This is a genomic window from Bacteroides mucinivorans (assembly GCF_034654355.2).
GTDB lineage: Bacteria > Bacteroidota > Bacteroidia > Bacteroidales > Bacteroidaceae > Bacteroides > Bacteroides nordii.
Genome location: NZ_CP178179.1, coordinates 4,301,910 through 4,321,330 on the forward strand (window position 1 = coordinate 4,301,910; position 19,421 = coordinate 4,321,330).

The window sequence follows — 19,421 nt, forward strand, 5'->3', positions numbered from 1 at the left end:
CTACATCTATTGTTTGATAATTTATAGAAAATATAAATCTCATAAAAGTAGTTCCGGATTGACAGATGTACATTATTGGATAAAAGCAAGTAATTTATGGTCACACAAAGCGAACAAGCATTAGAGTATGGATTGATAAAGACATTACAAGATAATGCCTACGAATATGTTGTTCTCAAAGAAGGAGACAACTTGAAACAAAACTTCAAAGCCCAGCTTGAAAAACACAACCAAAAAGAACTCCAACGCCATAACAAAACAGTGTTTACTGATACTGAATTCGACCGTATTCTTCTTTATTTAGAGGGTGGCACGCGATTTGAAAAAGCAAAAAAATTACGGGATATCTATACACTTGATGCCGACGATGGACAACATATCTGGGTGGAATTCCTTAATAAACAGAAATGGTGTCAGAATGAATTTCAAGTATCCAACCAAATAACCATGGAGGGTACAAAGAAATGCAGGTATGACGTCACCATCCTGATCAATGGCCTTCCTTTGGTACAAATAGAATTGAAAAAGCGAGGTATAGAGCTAAAACAAGCCTACAATCAGATACAACGTTATCACAAAACCTCATTCAGTGGTTTGTTCGACTATATTCAGTTGTTTGTCATTTCTAATGGAGTAGACACCCGTTACTTTGCCAACAATCCCAATTCGGGCTATAAATTTACCTTCAATTGGACGAATATAGAGAATCGACCATTTAATGACCTCAGCAAGTTTGCCAATTTTTTCTTTGCCAAATGTACGTTAGGAAAGATTGTCAGTAAATACATTGTACTACACGAAGGAGATAAATGCCTGATGGTACTCCGGCCTTATCAGTATTACGCTGTTGAAAAAATTATAGACCGCGTGCAAAATACAAATAAAAATGGCTATATATGGCATACCACAGGAGCAGGAAAAACGTTAACCTCATTCAAGACGGCTCAATTAGTATCCGAAATAGACGGTATAGACAAAGTGATGTTTGTGGTGGATAGACACGACTTAGATACACAGACGCAATCGGAATATGAATCATTTGAGCCCGGAGCGGTTGACAATACCGACGATACCCGTGAATTGATAAAAAGATTAAGCGGAAGCTCAAGAATTATCATTACTACCATTCAAAAGTTGAATTGTGCCGTCACCAAGGATTATTACAATAAATATCTGCAGGAAGTAAGGAAGCAGAACATAGTGATGATATTCGATGAATGTCACCGAAGCCACTTCGGTGATTGCCACAAAAACATTGTAAATTTCTTCAATCATTTGCAAATATTCGGATTCACAGGAACACCCATCTTTAAAGAAAATGCCAAACAGGGACGCACTACAGCAGAAATCTTCGGCGACTGCCTGCATAAGTATCTCATAAAAGATGCCATTGCCGATGAAAATGTATTAGGTTTCCTGGTGGAATATTACGAAGGACAAGGTAGTGTATTAGATACTACAAACAAAAATAGAATGAGAGAGATTGCTCAATTTATTCTAAATAATTATAACAAGTCCACTTTTGACGGAGAGTATGGTGCTCTCTTTGCTGTCCAGTCCGTACCTATGCTATTGCAATATTACAAGATATTCAAGGAGCTAAAACCGAAAATAAAAATCGGTGCAATTTTCACTTATGCCAATAATGGTGACCAAGACGATAATTTAACAGGTATGAACCAAAATTTCAGCAATGAAAAGGTAGATGCCGATGAGTTGCAAGCCATTATGAAGGATTATAATGAAATGTATGGTACAACCTTCGGCACAGACAATTTTCGAGCCTATTATGACGATATCAATCTGCGTCTGAAAAAGAAACGGGCAGATATGGAATCACTGGACCTATGTCTGGTAGTAGGCATGTTTCTAACCGGTTTTGATTCAAAGAAACTCAATACACTCTATGTGGATAAGAATATGGAATACCACGGACTATTGCAAGCCTTTAGCCGAACCAACCGTGTACTGAACGAGAAAAAGCGATTTGGCAAAATCGTTTGCTTTCGCAACTTGAAAAGCAATGTAGATAAGTCTATCAAGCTATTCAGCAACAACTGCCCCAATGAATTCATTATTCGTGAACCTTTTGACAAGGTAAAGAAAGAGTTAAATCTCAAAATGATTTCGTTCCTGGAGAAATATCCCGCCCCTTTTTATATAGATGCGTTACAGAGTGAATACGATAAACGAGAGTTCATACTGGCATTCCGTGATATTATCAAGAAGAAAATTGAGGTGCAAATTTATGAAGAATATCAAAAGGACGACCCTTATTTCTTGATGTCGGAGCAGGAATATATGGATTTCAGAAGCAAATATCTGGACATAGCTATTGGTAATACAAAAGAAGAGATTTCAAGGAAAATGGCTGCCGAGCCTGAAATCCCTTATGGCGAACCCAAAACAATGGAAGATATTGATTTCTGTTTGGAATTACTTCACAGCGATATTATTAATGTGGCGTACATACTCGAATTGATTGCAAACTTGAATCCTGATGAAAATGATTATAAAGAAAAGCGCCAAAGCATCATCGACACAATGATAAAAGACCCTGCTATGCGCAATAAAGCCAAATTGATAGATGAATTCATACAACAAAATGTGGACGAAGATAAGGAAGGCTTTAAAGATGCAAAAGCCGATGAAAAAATAGATTTGGAAGCCAAACTGAGCCAATATATAACCAAAGCACGACAAAAAGCTGTCAAACAGCTTTCTGAGGAAGAAGGCATCAATATAGAATCCTTAATGTCTTTCCTTGCAGAATATGATTACTTACAACGCGAAAAGCCCGAAATCATTCAGGAAGCGATTGAGCAGAAGAAAGTAGGATTTAAAGAGAAACGTCATTTACTTAAACATATAATGGGCAGATTACATGCTATTATTGAGATGTTTAGTTGGGAATAAAAGAAAGAATAAAATATATGAGCGAAGAATTACAGCAAAAACTGCGTAACCAACTGTGGATGGTTGCCAATACATTGAGGGGAAATATGTCGGCAAGCGACTTTATGTATTTCTCTCTTGGTTTCATCTTCTACAAGTACTTATCCGAAAAAATAGAACGACATGTTAACAATGAATTACGAATAGACGAAATAAGCTTTCAACAGGCTTGGGCATCAAACGACGAAGAACTGAAAAAAGAGATCAAAGAGTCTTGTATTCAGGACCTTGGTTATTTTGTAGAGCCTGAATTTCTATACTCTACTGTTATAGCCCTAATAAGAAAAAAAGAAAATATTCTTCCTGCATTGGAACGTTCTCTTAAAAAAATAGAGGACAGTACCATCGGTCAAGACAGCGAAGATGATTTTGAAGGTTTGTTTTCCGACCTTGACCTAACCTCTCCCAAATTGGGGAGAACTGTTGAAGATAAAAACCGATTGGTAAGCGATGTACTGATAGCTCTTGATGGTATTGATTTCGGTTTGCAGAAAGCTTCGGATATTGATATTTTGGGCGATGCCTACGAATATATGATTAGTCAATTTGCCGCTGGAGCAGGCAAGAAAGCAGGTGAATTCTACACTCCCCAAGAAGTGAGCCAAATATTAGCCGATATAGTAACTACCGGAAAGACGCGATTGAAATCGGTTTACGACCCTACTTGTGGCAGTGGTTCTCTACTACTTCGTACAGCCAAAAATGGCAATGCTGATACTATTTTCGGTCAAGAGAAGAATCCCACGACCTACAATCTTGCACGAATGAACATGCTTCTGCATAGTGTGAAGTATAACGATTTTGATATTCGTAATGGCGATACCCTTGAGTCTGATGAATTTGAAGAACTGCAGTTTGATGCCGTGGTGGCCAATCCTCCATTTTCTGCCGATTGGAGTGCTGCCGACAAATTCAACAATGACGACCGTTTCAGTAAAGCAGGTGTACTTGCTCCTAAATCAAAAGCTGACTACGCTTTTATACTCCACATGATCTATCATCTGAACGATGGTGGAACAATGGCTTGCGTAGCTCCCCACGGTGTTTTGTTTCGTGGAGCATCTGAGGGTAAAATCCGTCAATTTCTCATTGAGAAGAAGAACTACATTGATGCTATCATTGGTTTGCCAGCTAATATTTTCTATGGCACAAGTATCCCCACTTGCATTCTTGTAATGAAGAAATGTCGTAAAGAAGATGACAATATTCTCTTTATTGATGCAAGTAAAGAATTTGAAAAGATAAAAACACAAAACAAACTTCGTCCAGGACACATCCGTAAAATTATTGAAACCTATCAAAAACGTACGGAAATAGAAAAATACAGCCATCTCGCCACACTCCAAGAGATTCAAGAAAATGATTACAACTTAAACATTCCTCGCTATGTAGATACATTTGAAGAAGAAGAACCTATAGATATCAAGAAGGTTATGGCAGATATTAAAGGCCTGGAAGCCAAACGTACTGAATTGGATAAGGAAATTGAAGTGTATCTGCGAGAATTGGGATTAGTAGAATAGAAACAAGTAGTATCATATCCTACTGTCCGAAGATACTGAACAGTTCGATTGAGATGTAACAAATAAAGGAATATGGATAACCAAGATGAAATCATCTTATACCAACCTGATAAAACGGTTAAAATAGAAGTGCGAATGGAAGATGAAACGGTTTGGCTGACACAAGCACAAATATCGGAGCTCTTTCAACGAGACCGTACCGTCATAACGAGGCATATTAATAACGTATTTAAAGAGCATGAGCTCGACGAAAAAAGCAATGTGCATTTTTTGCACATTGCAAATTCAGATAAACCTATAAAAATGTATAGTCTGGACGTTATTATATCTGTTGGGTATCGCGTTAAGTCTCTTCGTGGAACTCAATTCCGTCAATGGGCAAATAAGGTATTAAAAGACTTTTTACTGAAAGGTTATTCGATAAACAATCGTATGGAACGATTAGAACAACGAGTAGCCCAAACTGAAGATAAAATTGATTTCTTTGTCCGCACTACGTTACCTCCAATTGAAGGAATTTTCTATAATGGACAGATCTTCGATGCGTATAAATTTGTAGCTAATCTAGTAAAGAGTGCCCAAACATCGATTATTCTGATAGACAACTATGTAGATGAGTCAGTACTCACACTCTTGGATAAACGTAACGCAAATGTTACAGCAACAATCTACACACAGCGAATCACAGCACAGTTACAACTGGATATAGATAAACACAATACCCAATATCCCCCGATTCAGGTAGACATATTCAATCTGGCGCACGATCGCTTCTTACTAATAGACGAAAAAGTATATCACCTTGGAGCATCAGTTAAAGATTTAGGTAAAAAATGGTTCGCTTTTGCATTGATGAGTGATATTACCGTTGATGAATTATTGGCAAAAATCAAAGGAGTTATATTATATGACAACAAATAGAGTGCTGAAAAACCTTAATGCAATAGATTGACATTTATAAATAATCAAGATGAAGCATAATACGAACAATAACAAAAAGTTTCCTAATTTGAGATTTAAGGAGTTTGAAGGGGAATGGGAAAAGATAACATTACATTCTATTGCATTGATAACCAAAGGTACAGGTATATCAAAAGATCAACTATCTTTAAATGGAATGCCTTGTATTCTTTATGGTGAATTATATACTAAGTATAAGTATGAAATTATTAATGAGATTATTAGCCGAACTGACATTAACCCTACTAACCTTGTAAAAAGTAAAGTGAATGATGTAATCATTCCTTCTTCCGGTGAAACTGCAATTGATATTTCAACCGCCCGCTGTGTAACTCAAAATGACATACTTTTAGGAGGAGACCTGAACATCATTAGATTAAAAAATGACGATGGATGTTTTTTAAGTTACCAACTAAACGGAATTCGTAAATTAGATATTGCCAAAATAGCACAAGGGGTATCTGTGGTACACTTATACGGAGAAAAGTTAAAACACCTACAAGTTTATATGCCAGAGAAAATAGAGCAAAAGAAGATTTCATCGTTGCTATACCAGATTGACGAACGCATTTCAACCCAAATTAAAATAATTGAAAAATTTGAATCCTTAATTAAAGGGCTTTGCCGTTTACTCATAATGAATAATAAACCAACAACAAAAATAAAAGATTGCCTTGTATGTCATTCGTCAACATTATCTGAATCTGAAATTGTAAATGATAGTGGGATTTTTTGTGTTTATGGAGCAACTGGTATAATAGCATATACATCTCAATACCAAATTGACCAAGATTCGATTCTCATAATCAAAGATGGTTCTGGAGTTGGAAGAGTTCAATATGCAAACGGTAAGTACTCTACTATAGGTACCCTTAACTCTTTGACTGCAAAAAATAACGTCTGTCTAAAATATCTCTTTTATTTTCTGAGTATATTTAACTTTGAAAAATTTATAGTTGGTTCAGGGATTCCACACATATACTTTAAGGATTACGGGGAAGCTGTTTTTTATTGTCCTTCATATGACGAACAACAAAAAACAGCTAATGTGCTTACAACCATAACTGATAAGGTAGAAATAGAGAAACAAATGTTACAAAAGATGAAAGAGCAGAAACAATATCTACTTTCTAATTTATTTATATAAACATACTTTGTAAAAGGAATTTTTTCTGCTTTTGATAAGCTGCAAGAATACCTTTTTCTATGCCTATCTTATCAACTACTTTGTCAAGAGTATTGGCCATCTCTTTTTGCTTTGTCAATGTGGGCAGTGGTACACCAAAAGAAGATAAATCTTTCTTTTGGATATTAGGTAGCCCACTACCTATACGTAACGCCATTATTGATGCTTCATTAGCTTTCAAATAATGGAAAAGGTATCTATCATTAATGATACCTTCTACGTTTTCTAATGTATAACAATGTCCTCCACTCCAAAAAGGAAGATCATTATATTGCACGTATCCACACGAGTTTCCTCCTTCGCTAATTGATATTGTATTACTATTAGTGTTATAGAAATTATAAAATCCCGATGGAGCAATTCCACCATTCATTACATAGTATTCACCAAACTCTGTTAATTCAGTTCCATTAACTTGCTGACCTTTTTTAATCTCGCACAGTCCACCAAGTTTCATATAATCACTTGACTCTCCCAATAGAAAATTGTATATCCCTTTAATTAAGGATTCAAATTTTTCAATTATTTTAAATTTGGGTTGAAATGCGTTCGTCAATCAAGGATAAAAAGACTCCTATTTTATCTTGCTCGTCTTTTGTTGTTATATAATTCTCTAATTTCTCAAAAGAAGATTTAGATAATATTGGTACAGCTTGCACAGAAACTAATGCTAAATATTTTGGAAATCGGCTTTTGATAGCATAATAAATATAATCTTTATTATTAGATGGAAATGAAATAATTGAATTTATCTGTTGATTTGTTGACATCTCTTGTTGAGCCATTCCCATCTTTCCGATAGTGGATCCAATGCAAGTCACTAAGATTGTTCCGAAAGGCAATTTTCGGGTTTTATTAAATCCTTTTAATGATAACTTAGTCTGGGTTTCAATAACAAATTTGCCAATGTCTAAATCTGCTGGTGAAGCCCAAAGATATTCGCCTTGATAGTTTTCGGAATCTGCTGTTGAAGGTGTATTTCCAGTAATAATTGTCCCATAATCTTTAATTTGACATTTTTCCCATTCCCCTTCAAACTCCTTAAATCTCAAATTAGGAAACTTAGTTATTTGGAGTCTCTAATATTATTTCTATCTTATTTAAATAGTTTAATTACCTAAAACAGAATAAAATGGAAACAACAATGACAATTAAAGAAATTGCAATCCTATGGAAAGAGGATAAAAAACAGTACGTGAAGAAATCAACTATCTCGGCATACTCACTATTGATCGAGAATCATCTATTGCCAACATTTGGAGAGATGTGCCATATTGAAGAAAGCATGGTACAAGAGTTTGTTTTTCAGAAATTAGAAAATAAACTCAGTCAGAAATCAATTAAGGATATACTCATAGTACTAAGAATGATTTTAAAATACGGTGTAAAAAACAAATTTCTTGAATATAGCCAGATTGATATTAAATTCCCTACCGAACGAGAGCGACATGATATAGAAATATTGAGTAAAAGTAATCATAAAAAAATCATTAACCACATTCAAGAACATTTTACATTTAAGAATTTGGGAATATACATTTGTTTAAGTACAGGATTACGAATAGGTGAGATTTGCGCATTAAGATGGCAAGATATTGACACAGAATCAGGTGTTATCAGTATTAAGCAAACAATTCAACGTATATACCTTATTGAAGAATCTGAGCGACGTACAGAATTAGTTTTAGATACACCCAAAACGAAGAATTCTATTCGAGACATTCCCATGACCAGAGATTTAATCAAGCTACTTAAACCATTAAAAAAAGTGGTTAATGCTACATACTTTGTACTGACCAATGAATCAAAACCGACAGAACCCAGGACATACCGAAACTACTACAAACTTTTTTTGAAAGATTTAGGAATATCTGATTTGAAATTTCATGGCCTGCGCCACAGTTTCGCAACTCGATGTATCGAAAGTAAATGTGATTATAAGACTGTAAGCGTACTTCTTGGGCATTCAAATATTAGCACGACTCTCAACTTGTATGTTCATCCAAATATGGAGCAAAAAAAGAGGTGCATAGAGCAAATGTCTAAGGCATTAAAATAAATAAAAATTGGGCTGTTCTATAATCCTCAAAGAACAGCCCTTGATTTTTTACTACTTTGTTTTAGACTCAATCTGATACCGAAAAGCGATCTATTTCCTATCTGCTACTAAAAAAAGAAAGGCATCCCAATATTTTGGAATGCCTTTCTACTTCTATAAAATCGGTTTATGCTTTCTTTAAAGAAGCAATACTTTCTTTCAATGAATTAATAATACTCTCGGCATCTGCCTGTTTCTTTCGTTCAATCTCAATTACTGCCGGTGGAGCATTATTTACAAATTTCTCATTACTAAGTTTCTTCAACACACCTTGCAGGAATCCTTCTTTATGTTTCAGTTCAGCTTCCATACGAGCGATCTCCGCTTCTACATCAATCATATTGCCAAGCGGAACAGCAAACTCAATAGTGCCTACCATGAATGAAGATGCTCCTTCTGCTTTGGCTTCTACCACTGCAATACCGGACAAATTACAAATCTTAATAATCACAGCATTAAATGCAGTAACCGGATTTTCACCTATCACCTGCAACTCAAGTGCTTCTTTCTGTGCAATATTCTTCTGCAAACGAATCGTACGGATATTACTGATCACTTCCTTCACCACTTCAAACTGCTGAATAAACGCTTCATCAACGGTTCCATTCAACAATAAAGAATTCACCATCAGACTCTCTCCCTCCTTACGTTCGGCCATCTGTTGCCACAACTCTTCGGTAATGAAAGGCATAAACGGATGAAGCAAATGAAGCAAATTATTCAGGAATCCAATAGTAGCATCAAAAGTAACACGGTCAATAGCTTGTCCGTAAGCCGGCTTAATCATTTCCAGATACCAGGAAGAGAACTCATCCCAGAACAGCTTATAAACAGCCATAAGTGCTTCACTCAAACGATATTTGCTAAACAGATCGGCAACCTCAGCTGCTACTTCATTCTGTTTGGACTCAAACCAGCGGACAGCCAACTTGGACGCTTCGGGAACTTCAGCATTATCAGCAACCTTCCATCCTTTGATCAACCGGAAAGCATTCCATATCTTGTTACAGAAATTACGTCCTTGCTCGCACAATGCATCATCAAAGAGAATGTCGTTCCCGGCAGGAGCCGCAAGCATCATACCCATACGTACCCCATCGGCGCCGTATTTTTCAATTAGTTCCAATGGATCGGGTGAATTACCCAATGATTTAGACATTTTGCGCCCTAACTTATCACGAACGATACCAGTAAAATATACATTCTTAAACGGCATCTTTCCTTCATATTCATAACCGGCCATAATCATGCGGGCTACCCAGAAGAAAATAATATCCGGACCTGTAACAAGGTCACTTGTAGGATAGTAATACTCAATCTCTTTGTTACCCGGATTATTAATACCATCAAACAATGAAATAGGCCACAACCAGGAAGAGAACCAAGTATCCAGACAATCTTCATCCTGACGGATATCGGCCAGAGTCAATGCATTATTTCCAGTTTTTTCTTTGGCAAGTTTCAATGCTTCCTCGTCTGTAGCAGCTACCACATAGCCACCCTCAGGTAAAAAGTAAGCCGGAATACGATGTCCCCACCACAACTGACGGCTGATACACCAGTCTTTTATGTTTTCCATCCAGTGCCGGTAAGTATTTTTATACTTGGGAGGATAAAATTTCAGTTCGTCATTCATTACAGGTGGCAACGCCATCTCTGCAAAGTGCTGCATCTTAAGGAACCACTGCATAGACAATTTCGGTTCAATCACTACATTCGTACGCTCTGAATAACCTACCTTATTCGTATAAGCCTCTGTCTTTTCAAGCAATCCGGCAGCTTCAAGATCTTTCTCTATCTGCTTACGAACATCAAAACGATCCATACCGATATACATACCGGCAGCTTCACTTAATGTTCCGTTATCATTGAAAATATCAATACTCGGCAAATTGTATTTTTCGCCCAGCATATAGTCGTTCACATCATGTGCCGGAGTCACTTTCAGACAACCCGTACCGAATTCGATATCTACGTAATCATCTTCGATCACCGGAATAACGCGCCCTACCAACGGTACGATTACTTTTTTACCTTTCAACCAAGTATTTTTAGGATCGGCAGGATTGATACACATAGCCGTATCACCCATAATTGTTTCCGGACGAGTAGTAGCAACCACCGCATAACGACCTTCCGGATCTCCTTCTACTTTATAACGCAAATAATAAAGTTTTCCATGTTCTTCTTTATAAATCACCTCTTCATCAGAGAGGGCAGTCAATGCTTTCGGGTCCCAGTTCACCATACGAACTCCCCGGTAAATAAGTCCCTTATTATAAAGATCTACGAAAACCTTCAGTACACTTTCGCTACGTTTTTCATCCATAGTAAATGCGGTACGATCCCAGTCGCAAGATGCTCCGAGTTTACGAAGCTGTTTCAGGATAATACCACCGTGCTCTTCGGTCCATGCCCAGGCATGTTTGAGAAATTCGTCACGGGTCAGATCCGTCTTTTTGATTCCTTCCGCTGCAAGTCTGTTTACCACCTTGGCTTCAGTTGCAATAGAGGCATGATCTGTTCCCGGTACCCAACAGGCATTTTTACCTTCCATACGGGCACGGCGAACAAGAATATCCTGAATGGTATTATTAAGCATGTGTCCCATGTGTAACACACCAGTGACGTTAGGAGGAGGAATGACGATGGTGTAAGGTTCACGACCATCGGGTTTTGAACTAAATAATTTGTGATCCAACCAATACTGGTACCACTTTCCCTCCACGTCAGCGGGATTGTACTTACTTGCTAATTCCATGTTATATTTCTATATGTTTAATTTATTGCGAATAATGGATGCAAAATTAATAATTTAAATTCAAATCTTACCACTCTCCGGCTGTTTCTGTACACGGAAAGAGAGTTTATAGCCTTCGTAAAGTGCTATTCCGTAAAATAGAGCAGTAGCAGAAACTATATTTTCGGCCATTACCGAGAATACTGCTTTAAAATCTGTTTCCGCCAGTGCCTCCATATAAGATAAACTATATTCTTTAGCTACATAGCCTATAATAGAAAAGAAATCTCCTAAAATGCAACTCAACAAAGCCAGAGCTGCTCCAATGATTCCGAAAACAGGACGCACTCCCTTTCCCCTGCGCATAGCCAATCCAACAATGAAACCGATACCAATAGCCATATAGCCAATCTGATAGCCAGTGGAAACAGAAACCAATCCCCAGGCAACAGCTCCTAAAAGACAAGCCCCCGTTCCCCACAATACCGCCTTCGGAAGATTTTCTTCTGCCAGTAGCTGCTCTCTGCTCAGCACTGCAGAAAATATTTCCGGATCCGGAGTGGGTGCTATCTTTTCCAATTCTTCATCTTTTTGAAAATTTTCACAAGCATCTTCAAAGTCCGGTAATGTTCCCGTACGTTTACAGACGAGTCCACGTCCCATCACGAAATCACGTGATACGCAATTGCGACAATAGCTTTCTATTCCCTCTGTATTAGCCATAATCAATGTGTGTGTGTTATTGATATATAAATTTGTTTATTAACAGAAATTTCGCAAATATAGAGGTAATTTTCTGCACGGCATTCAATTAATACATATTTTTGTCCTATAAAAGAAATTTGACTATGAAGCGAAAACAAAAGATACGCTATATCATTCTGGGAACTCTCCTGTTACTTATCTGGACCACTCAGCTTATTCCGGCGATGGGTGAGGGCTATGCCCGGTCCGTATACCCGGTTATTTCGTTTTGTCTGTCTTCGTTCTCACGTTTGTTTCCTTTTGCCATAGGCGATTTATTCATATTTCTCAGTATTACCGGTGTCATCCTCTATCCTATTTACGGACGGATAAAAAAATATCCCTGGAAAAAGATTTTATTACGTGACGGTGAATATCTTTTGTGGGTATATGTATGGTTTTACCTTGCATGGGGGCTGAATTATTCGCAAAAGAACTTTTACGAACGTACAAACATTCCCTATGTTGCCTATACCCCCGATAAATTCAAAGCATTTGTGGACGAATACATTGAACATCTGAATGATTCTTATGTCTCTGTTACAGAAATAAACAAGGATATTATCTGTCGGGAAGCAGTCAAAGGATACCGGCAAATCAGTGATACATTAGGCGTACATCTACCTCCATCTGATTCGCCCAAAGTAAAAACAATGCTATTCACTCCATTCATATCGATGGTTGGTGTGAGTGGCAGTATGGGACCTTTCTTTTGTGAATTCACGCTGAACGGCGATTTACTCCCTTCCCAGTATCCGGCAACATATACGCATGAACTTGCCCATTTGCTGGGCATCACCAGCGAAGCCGAAGCCAACTTTTATGCATATCAGGTATGTACACGTTCGCAAGTGGAAAGTATCCGTTTCAGTGGTTATTTCTCTGTCCTGAGTCATATTCTGGGCAATGCACGCCGACTCATGACAGAAGAAGAATACAATGAACTATTCAAACGTATCCGACCGGAAATCATTGAACTTGCCCGCTCTAATCAGGAATACTGGATGGCGAAATACAGTCCTCTGGTTGGCAATATCCAAGACTGGATATACGACCTTTACCTCAAAGGAAACAAAATAGAAAGCGGACGCAAAAACTATTCGGAAGTAGTAGGACTCTTAATCTCATACCGGGATTACCAAACCGAAAAACGATAAATCAACAAACAGGTAGATATATACATTATAGATTATATGCTTAAAAGCTGTATCTTTGCCGTATGAAAAAATTAGTAATTGTAGGATGTGGACGACTTGCTGAAATCGTTGCGGATGCAGTTGTCAATGGATTATTACCCGATTATGATCTGGTAGGTGTTTATTCGCGTACGGCATCAAAAGCCGAACGTATTGTAACTAAAATGCAGCAGTATGGAAAACCCTGTGCCGCCTGTGCTACTCTGGAAGAGCTGCTCGGTTTGAAACCCGACTATCTAGTGGAGTCAGCTTCTCCCAGTGCTATGAAAGCACTTGCTTTGCCTGCGTTAAAAAACGGTACTTCCATCATCACCTTGTCTATCGGTGCTTTGGCAGATACCACCTTTTATGAGGAAGTGAAGAAAACAGCCAGGGAGAATGGTACACGTGTATACCCTGTATCCGGAGCTACCGGAGGATTTGATGTTTTAAGGACTGCTTTCTTAATGGGAAATGCTTCTGCCCGTTTCTTCAACGAGAAAGGTCCGAATGCATTGAAAGGTACGGCCGTATACGATGAAACTTTACAGACAGAGCAACGCATCGTCTTTTCCGGAAATGCAACAGAAGCAATAGGTATGTTTCCAACCAAAGTCAATGTAGCAGTTGCTGCCTCACTGGCCTCTGTTGGTCCGGAGAATATGCAGGTATCCATACAATCCACCCCCGGATTCGTGGGAGATACTCAAAAGGTTGAAATAAAAAATGATCAGGTACATGCTGTAGTAGAGGTGTACAGCGCTACGTCCGATATTGCAGGGTGGTCTGTAGTGAACACCCTGATCAATATAACCTCACCCATTGTATTCTGACAGATTGGCAAGCACTTTCTCGCTCAGGCGGTCAAACGCCTGGCGGGTACGCCCTGTTGATACCTGCATACAACGCACATGCGGATGATTGAGATACTGTGTGCCTCCCAATGCACCTACCGTATCACAAAAACAAAGATTATCTCCTTCGAGCCATTGTGCAAAGGCAGATTCATCCCATGCCGGTGATAAGCCGGTATTGAACAATATCTTTTTGTTTCCAAGCGCTTTGAATTCAGCATCATGTAATAGAACTGTATTTTTGTTGAGACAACAAAAAACTACTTCGCTCTGAGTAAGAAGCTCATTTAACGGCATGAAACGATATCCTTTGGCTGCAGCTTCCTTTTTCTCACTGCGGGCATAATAAGCAATATCAGCACCCAGAAAATTCAATGCATCTGCTATCATGCCACCGGACTTACCAAGCCCCACAACACCAACCTTCAATCCGGTAATCTCACGTGCCATACCATCCCATGGTTCCTGCCCGAATCCATGCAAACAACGTACCAGTTCACTAATCACATACTCTACCACTCCTTCATCACCATAATCGCGGATACCCGTTACCGTAATCCCCTGTTGGTTGGCATAACGAATATCTACATTAGCGCTTTCCGGAGAATAGAGTGAACAACACATGCCGATATACTTAACATTAGGGCATTTCTCCAATGTATACCGGTTTATCCGGGAAGTATAACTTAAAAGTACAGCATCGGCATCACCAATACGGGCTGCAACTTCATCATCTCCCTCCGGTATATCGGAATACATAATAACTTCATTTGCAAAAGAATGCAATGCTTTTTCTGCTGAAGGAACCAGGCTTACCGGTTCTATCGCTACAAGTTTATGAAACATAGTCTTAAAATTTTAGCGGTAAAGTTAATAAAAAATGGCCTTATAAAGGCTCGTCACACCATATTCTTTGGCAGTTCCTGCATAAACCAGCCTAAAGCACAAATGAAACAAAACAAACTAAAAGAAGAATACTTTGCCTCGAATTTCTCTATCTTTGCAAGAAATTATATAGACTCTAATATTTCTTATATAAAAGAAAAGATGCATTCAAGAAAAGAACAAATGGAAGCCTTCGGCCGCTTCCTGGACATATTGGACGAGTTACGCGTAAAATGCCCGTGGGATCGTAAACAGACTAATGAAAGTTTACGCCCTAATACGATTGAGGAGACTTATGAACTCTGTGACGCTCTGATGCGCGATGATAAGAAGGATATCTGTAAAGAGTTGGGAGATGTGCTGCTGCACGTGGCTTTTTATGCCAAGATAGGTTCGGAAACAGGAGACTTTGACATAAAGGATGTATGTGACAAGCTCTGTGAGAAATTAATCTTCCGTCATCCTCATGTATTCGGAGAAGTAAAAGCCGAAACCGCCGGACAAGTTTCTGAGAACTGGGAACAATTGAAATTAAAGGAGAAAGACGGCAATAAAACGGTGCTTAGTGGCGTACCATCCGCCCTGCCCTCTTTAATAAAAGCTTATCGTATACAAGACAAAGCCCGGAATGTAGGTTTCGATTGGGAAGAAAAAGAACAGGTGTGGGATAAAGTAAAAGAAGAAATTGCAGAATTTCAGGAAGAGGTAGCCAATATGGACAAGGTCAAAGCGGAAGCAGAATTCGGCGATGTAATGTTCAGTCTTATCAATGCTGCCCGCTTATACAAAATCAACCCGGATAATGCACTGGAGCTTACGAATCAGAAGTTTATCCGTCGATTCAATTATCTGGAAGAACACACGATCAAAGAGGGCAAAAGCCTTAAAGACATGTCACTCGAGGAAATGGACCGTATCTGGAACGAAGCAAAAAAGCTTGAGAGGTAAAAGTTGAAAATTGAAAGTTGAAAGTTAGCTGCGCTGTTATGCCACATAGTAACTTTCAACTTTTAACTCTCAACTAAATAAGGGTTATTTATCTTTTCGGTTTGCATTTTTCAGCAGTTCCCTGTGAAAACGCATTTCGGCTTTCTGCACCATATAAATTTTCTTATTCGATAAGATTTTCTTGAATTTCTCGTAATAATCTCTTTCCAGCTTGTCCGAAGCTGAACGGGCATCATATACACCTTTCAGAATTTCAGCATACTGAGCCTCTGTCGTTTTATCATCTTTTCCTTTACGAAGTAACCCCCAAGCCTTATCATTCAACGCTTTCTTTTTATCCTGAAGCTCAAAGTATACAGGAAAGAACTTTGCTGCTTCTTCTTTGTTCAAACCAGCTTTCTCAATAATGAATGCCTTCTGCTTGGCCCGGAATTCTTCCGGTGACAGACGTTGTTGGTTGCACCCATCCATAGCCCACAACAAAGGAGTAAAGCCGCAAATGATAAACAGCAGAATAATCAGTCTTTTCATTTTTATAAAATCAGTTTAATTTATTTTATTCCACACTGGCATCAGTGAGATATACATACAATGAATAATCGTCCATCATCGAACCTTCGAGCACAGCATTAATATACTCATCAGAATCACTATCAACCTCTACCGTCTCCATCACAGCCATTTCTGTAGCCTCAGGTTTATAGTTTACCGATGCAATACGAATAATAAATGCAGCTCCGACAAACATTGCCGCCATATAGGCCAATGGCTTAATTTTGTCCCACTTCGTCGTTTTTTTCACTTCAAAGGCAGATTTTTCCTTTTCGGGAAGCATGTTCATCACTTCTGAAGTAAGATTCTCAAAGTATCCATCAGGCACCTTAAAGGCATTGCCTGTACCTACTTTCTTCAATATTTCATCTTCTTCTTTCATATAATCTTCTCCTCTCTTTTTCTTAGACATTTAATGATTTAAAAGGTTTAATCAACACCTTCCAAAAACTTTTCGATTTTCTTCACTGCATGATGATAGGATGCTTTCAATGCTCCTACAGAGGTACCAAAGATCTCCGACATCTCTTCATACTTCATCTCCTGGTAGTATTTCAGATTGAAAACCATGCGTTGTTTCTCCGGCAGTGACAATAAGGCTTTTTGCAACATAAGCTGTGCCTGATCACCGGAAAAATAGGGATCACTTTCCAGCCTCTCCACGACAGCGGCTTCCGGATCGTCGATGGCTACGGTATTCATAGCGCGCTGCTTATTCAGAAAAGTAATACATTCGTTCAGGGCAATGCGATAAAGCCAGGTAGATAGCTTCGCTTCTGCCCGGAAATAGTCGATGTTCATCCATGCCTTGACAAACGTATTTTGAAGAAGGTCATTTGCGTCATCATGAGAAAGTACCATCCGGCGAATCTGCCAATATAATTGTTCGCTATATTGCGACACAATCATTTCAAATCCTTTTCGTTGTGTACCTTCGTCCTGAAGGAGCCTTAAAACCTCTCGTTCTTTATAAGAATTCATAAGGTTATTAGTATTCTGTATGTTATGCTTATTTATGGTTCAATTTATTCAATGCTTCAAGCAAAGGGTCATCATATTTGTAAATATCATCACAGTAACTGAGCTTGCCATCGGCAGCCAGATACATGGTTTGATAATCCAGGAACAGAGGGATAGCTTCCTTCAGACTATAATGCTTAAGTTCCCGGTATGCTTCGCTCCGGTTCAGTTTTTTGCCTTCATCGCTCTTCGGAGCTATGTCCATGGCAATACGAATGCGATCTTCCAACAGTTCGTCCGGCTTTTCCAATAAGAAAAAGGCAAAGTCCAACGCTCTCTCCAACCTTACACAACCATGACTTACCGCACGATTGGAACGGTTAAAGGCCCAACGGGAAGGAGTATCGTGCAGATAGACAGCATACGGATTGGGGAAACGGAAAATAATTCGCCCTAAAGAATTGCCTTCTTTGTTGTCCTGCTTTACAGTAAACGGTACGCCTGCTGTATATTTAGCCCATTTTATATCATGAGGATTTACCCGGTTTCCATTCTTATCATATACTTTCATCCGGTTTCGGGTGAAGTAAGTAGTATCGCGACGATAAGACGGAATAATCTCCTTACGTATTATATTTTGGGGAACATTCCAATAAGGATTCAACTCCATGTAGTAAATCTTACTGTAAAGCAAAGGAGTTTTATTTCTTACTGAACCACAGCAAATACGCATCTCAAGAATCGAATCGACCTCCTCATTAAAAGCCTGTAACATAAAGGCAGCTATATTACCGATCACATATTTAGAACCTTTTTCGGGTTTATATTGCCAGCGGGCTCGCTCCAGATTGATCAGCAAATGATCCTTATAGTAAGTGAGAGGGCGATTGAGATAACGGATGGTATAAGTCCCTATAGAATTGTCTGCAGACAGGCGGTTCGTTAAACGGAATTGATTTACCGCCTCCAGTAAAGCAGAAGTCAATGTATCACCTGAGAATTGTTGTTTCAGTTCTCCGGTTTGCATCAATCTACCGGCAATCAATGGTATGATACGATGCCTCTCTCCCACTTTCAGTAAAGTATCACCAATAAGCGGAATTTCTTCAAATTCGGCCTCTCCTAGAGAATCCAAGCGTGCTAATTCTTTCTGCATACTGAGATAGAAGGGAGAAGTGGGCTGAGCCTGGCGAAAAGCAGCAAAAGGATTCTGCCTCAAAGAAGCCAAAGCCTCCAGAGCAAATTCTTTACTATACTCCTTCAAAGGAATGGGGTAAGGTTCTTTCTGTTTTTCAGTATCACTCTTTTTCTTAACATCCTCTTCCTGATTATTCAGAAGTTGTACTGGAGAAATAAAACCATATTTAAGTCCACAGGTATAAAACAGGTAAGAGCTTGTCAACCCGTATTCCAAACGTGCCAGTAGATGATTGATCGTTTCGTCTTCATGCAACTGCAGAGAACGGAAACGTTCCAGATCGGTTCGTATATCAGAGACATTAAAAAGTGCCGGATTTAATCCATGCCGATGAGAATTCTCTAACCAGTAAAGGAGCGAATCGGCATATTGCCCTACGCCATCTTTCATCCAAAACAATGCTGCACTATCTGCTGCATAATAACTCACCATAGCCGAGTCCCAGGCCATCGTATCATTAGTATTTGACAAATTTATACGGACGTATTGACGTATACTATCAGAATTTATTAAATATGCAGGATGAACTAATTCATGAAAAGAGGACAGGGAAAGAACAACCGGAGATTTTGGTTTCTCTTCCTTACAGGCAGATACCACCACGAGTAGAATAAGAAAGCTTAATACGATCCGCTTCATCATC

Annotated in this window: 17 protein-coding genes; 8 read left to right on the forward strand and 9 right to left on the reverse strand. The window is 38.7% G+C overall.

The annotated features are described in order from the left end of the window. The first annotated feature begins 96 nt into the window (after positions 1-96). The 4 genes from VCM39_RS16605 to VCM39_RS16620 all read left to right on the forward strand — a co-directional run bounded on the left by VCM39_RS16605 (position 97) and on the right by VCM39_RS16620 (position 6,585). The gene (locus VCM39_RS16605; protein WP_221651332.1) at positions 97-2,916 is read left to right on the forward strand and encodes a type I restriction endonuclease subunit R; all 2,820 of its coding nucleotides are present in this window, start codon (positions 97-99) and stop codon (positions 2,914-2,916) included. Between the two features lie 17 nt (positions 2,917-2,933). Continuing rightward, positions 2,934-4,478: a type I restriction-modification system subunit M gene (locus VCM39_RS16610; RefSeq protein ID WP_221651333.1), complete on the forward strand. Its 1,545-nt coding sequence runs from the start codon at positions 2,934-2,936 to the stop codon at positions 4,476-4,478. A gap of 72 nt (positions 4,479-4,550) precedes the next feature. Continuing rightward, positions 4,551-5,399 carry a RhuM family protein gene (gene rhuM / locus VCM39_RS16615; RefSeq protein ID WP_322934136.1) on the forward strand — a complete coding sequence of 283 codons (849 nt, stop codon included), beginning with the start codon at positions 4,551-4,553 and terminating at the stop codon, positions 5,397-5,399. A gap of 49 nt (positions 5,400-5,448) precedes the next feature. Further along, positions 5,449-6,585, forward strand: coding sequence for a restriction endonuclease subunit S (locus tag VCM39_RS16620; protein ID WP_322934135.1), 1,137 nt, complete (start codon positions 5,449-5,451; stop codon positions 6,583-6,585). Here VCM39_RS16620 and VCM39_RS16625 read toward each other — a convergent pair. Together VCM39_RS16625 and VCM39_RS16630 are read right to left on the reverse strand one after the other, a co-directional pair. Further along, positions 6,578-7,081 carry a restriction endonuclease subunit S gene (locus VCM39_RS16625; RefSeq protein WP_322934134.1) on the reverse strand — a complete coding sequence of 168 codons (504 nt, stop codon included), beginning with the start codon at positions 7,079-7,081 and terminating at the stop codon, positions 6,578-6,580. The two genes, VCM39_RS16620 and VCM39_RS16625, sit on opposite strands and share 8 nt — an antisense overlap. 70 nt (positions 7,082-7,151) lie before the next feature. After that, positions 7,152-7,676: a restriction endonuclease subunit S gene (locus VCM39_RS16630; RefSeq protein WP_322934133.1), complete on the reverse strand. Its 525-nt coding sequence runs from the start codon at positions 7,674-7,676 to the stop codon at positions 7,152-7,154. Between the two features lie 80 nt (positions 7,677-7,756). On the opposite strand from VCM39_RS16630, the gene VCM39_RS16635 reads away from it, so the two are divergent. After that, on the forward strand, positions 7,757-8,683 hold the full coding sequence (locus VCM39_RS16635) for a tyrosine-type recombinase/integrase (protein ID WP_221651336.1): 927 nt from the start codon (positions 7,757-7,759) through the stop codon (positions 8,681-8,683). A gap of 166 nt (positions 8,684-8,849) precedes the next feature. Here VCM39_RS16635 and VCM39_RS16640 read toward each other — a convergent pair whose 3' ends face one another. Both VCM39_RS16640 and VCM39_RS16645 read right to left on the reverse strand, forming a co-directional pair. Continuing rightward, positions 8,850-11,483, reverse strand: a complete 2,634-nt coding sequence (locus tag VCM39_RS16640) for a valine--tRNA ligase (RefSeq protein ID WP_007484391.1) — start codon at positions 11,481-11,483, stop codon at positions 8,850-8,852. A gap of 60 nt (positions 11,484-11,543) precedes the next feature. Beyond that, the gene (locus VCM39_RS16645; protein ID WP_195350247.1) at positions 11,544-12,185 is read right to left on the reverse strand and encodes a hypothetical protein; all 642 of its coding nucleotides are present in this window, start codon (positions 12,183-12,185) and stop codon (positions 11,544-11,546) included. A 125-nt stretch (positions 12,186-12,310) separates the two neighbouring features. Here VCM39_RS16645 and VCM39_RS16650 point away from each other — a divergent pair, with 125 nt between their 5' ends. Both VCM39_RS16650 and VCM39_RS16655 read left to right on the forward strand, forming a co-directional pair. Next, the gene (locus VCM39_RS16650) at positions 12,311-13,363 is read left to right on the forward strand and encodes a DUF3810 domain-containing protein (protein ID WP_322934132.1); all 1,053 of its coding nucleotides are present in this window, start codon (positions 12,311-12,313) and stop codon (positions 13,361-13,363) included. Positions 13,364-13,425: 62 nt separating this feature from the next. Beyond that, a complete protein-coding gene (locus tag VCM39_RS16655) occupies positions 13,426-14,214 on the forward strand; it encodes an aspartate dehydrogenase domain-containing protein (protein ID WP_221651338.1) in 789 nt (262 codons plus the stop codon). Here the strand turns inward: VCM39_RS16655 and VCM39_RS16660 are convergent. Then, positions 14,197-15,081 carry an NAD(P)-dependent oxidoreductase gene (locus tag VCM39_RS16660; protein ID WP_221651339.1) on the reverse strand — a complete coding sequence of 295 codons (885 nt, stop codon included), beginning with the start codon at positions 15,079-15,081 and terminating at the stop codon, positions 14,197-14,199. The two genes, VCM39_RS16655 and VCM39_RS16660, sit on opposite strands and share 18 nt — an antisense overlap. A gap of 201 nt (positions 15,082-15,282) precedes the next feature. Here VCM39_RS16660 and mazG point away from each other — a divergent pair, with 201 nt between their 5' ends. After that, positions 15,283-16,068: a nucleoside triphosphate pyrophosphohydrolase gene (mazG, locus tag VCM39_RS16665; protein WP_221651354.1), complete on the forward strand. Its 786-nt coding sequence runs from the start codon at positions 15,283-15,285 to the stop codon at positions 16,066-16,068. 84 nt (positions 16,069-16,152) lie between these two features. Here the strand turns inward: mazG and VCM39_RS16670 are convergent, their stop codons facing one another. Genes VCM39_RS16670 through VCM39_RS16685 form a run of 4 tightly spaced genes read right to left on the reverse strand, consistent with a single transcriptional unit; the run spans position 16,153 to position 19,420 of the window. Further along, positions 16,153-16,599: a hypothetical protein gene (locus VCM39_RS16670; RefSeq protein ID WP_221651340.1), complete on the reverse strand. Its 447-nt coding sequence runs from the start codon at positions 16,597-16,599 to the stop codon at positions 16,153-16,155. 25 nt (positions 16,600-16,624) lie between these two features. Beyond that, complete coding sequence (locus VCM39_RS16675) at positions 16,625-17,032, reverse strand: hypothetical protein (RefSeq protein WP_221651341.1); 408 nt, start codon at positions 17,030-17,032, stop codon at positions 16,625-16,627. A 17-nt stretch (positions 17,033-17,049) separates the two neighbouring features. After that, complete coding sequence (locus VCM39_RS16680; protein WP_007484381.1) at positions 17,050-17,601, reverse strand: RNA polymerase sigma factor; 552 nt, start codon at positions 17,599-17,601, stop codon at positions 17,050-17,052. Positions 17,602-17,629: 28 nt separating this feature from the next. Beyond that, positions 17,630-19,420 (reverse strand): L,D-transpeptidase family protein, encoded by a 1,791-nt coding sequence (locus tag VCM39_RS16685; protein ID WP_289292267.1) that lies wholly within the window; start codon positions 19,418-19,420, stop codon positions 17,630-17,632. Between the last annotated feature and the right edge of the window lies 1 nt (position 19,421).

What these genes read in the sequence shown, in the direction of transcription:
- VCM39_RS16650 (WP_322934132.1), top strand. Translation starts at nt 12,311, where the DNA reads ATGAAGCGAAAACAAAAGATACGCTATATCATTCTGGGAACTCTCCTG.
- VCM39_RS16685 (WP_289292267.1), bottom strand. Translation starts at nt 19,420, where the DNA reads ATGATGAAGCGGATCGTATTAAGCTTTCTTATTCTACTCGTGGTGGTA.
- VCM39_RS16625 (WP_322934134.1), bottom strand. Translation starts at nt 7,081, where the DNA reads ATGAAACTTGGTGGACTGTGCGAGATTAAAAAAGGTCAGCAAGTTAAT.
- VCM39_RS16670 (WP_221651340.1), bottom strand. Translation starts at nt 16,599, where the DNA reads ATGAAAAGACTGATTATTCTGCTGTTTATCATTTGCGGCTTTACTCCT.
- VCM39_RS16680 (WP_007484381.1), bottom strand. Translation starts at nt 17,601, where the DNA reads ATGAATTCTTATAAAGAACGAGAGGTTTTAAGGCTCCTTCAGGACGAA.
- mazG (WP_221651354.1), top strand. Translation starts at nt 15,283, where the DNA reads ATGCATTCAAGAAAAGAACAAATGGAAGCCTTCGGCCGCTTCCTGGAC.
- VCM39_RS16610 (WP_221651333.1), top strand. Translation starts at nt 2,934, where the DNA reads ATGAGCGAAGAATTACAGCAAAAACTGCGTAACCAACTGTGGATGGTT.
- VCM39_RS16605 (WP_221651332.1), top strand. Translation starts at nt 97, where the DNA reads ATGGTCACACAAAGCGAACAAGCATTAGAGTATGGATTGATAAAGACA.
- VCM39_RS16655 (WP_221651338.1), top strand. Translation starts at nt 13,426, where the DNA reads ATGAAAAAATTAGTAATTGTAGGATGTGGACGACTTGCTGAAATCGTT.
- VCM39_RS16635 (WP_221651336.1), top strand. Translation starts at nt 7,757, where the DNA reads ATGGAAACAACAATGACAATTAAAGAAATTGCAATCCTATGGAAAGAG.
- VCM39_RS16640 (WP_007484391.1), bottom strand. Translation starts at nt 11,483, where the DNA reads ATGGAATTAGCAAGTAAGTACAATCCCGCTGACGTGGAGGGAAAGTGG.
- VCM39_RS16620 (WP_322934135.1), top strand. Translation starts at nt 5,449, where the DNA reads ATGAAGCATAATACGAACAATAACAAAAAGTTTCCTAATTTGAGATTT.
- VCM39_RS16645 (WP_195350247.1), bottom strand. Translation starts at nt 12,185, where the DNA reads ATGGCTAATACAGAGGGAATAGAAAGCTATTGTCGCAATTGCGTATCA.
- VCM39_RS16675 (WP_221651341.1), bottom strand. Translation starts at nt 17,032, where the DNA reads ATGTCTAAGAAAAAGAGAGGAGAAGATTATATGAAAGAAGAAGATGAA.
- VCM39_RS16660 (WP_221651339.1), bottom strand. Translation starts at nt 15,081, where the DNA reads ATGTTTCATAAACTTGTAGCGATAGAACCGGTAAGCCTGGTTCCTTCA.
- rhuM (WP_322934136.1), top strand. Translation starts at nt 4,551, where the DNA reads ATGGATAACCAAGATGAAATCATCTTATACCAACCTGATAAAACGGTT.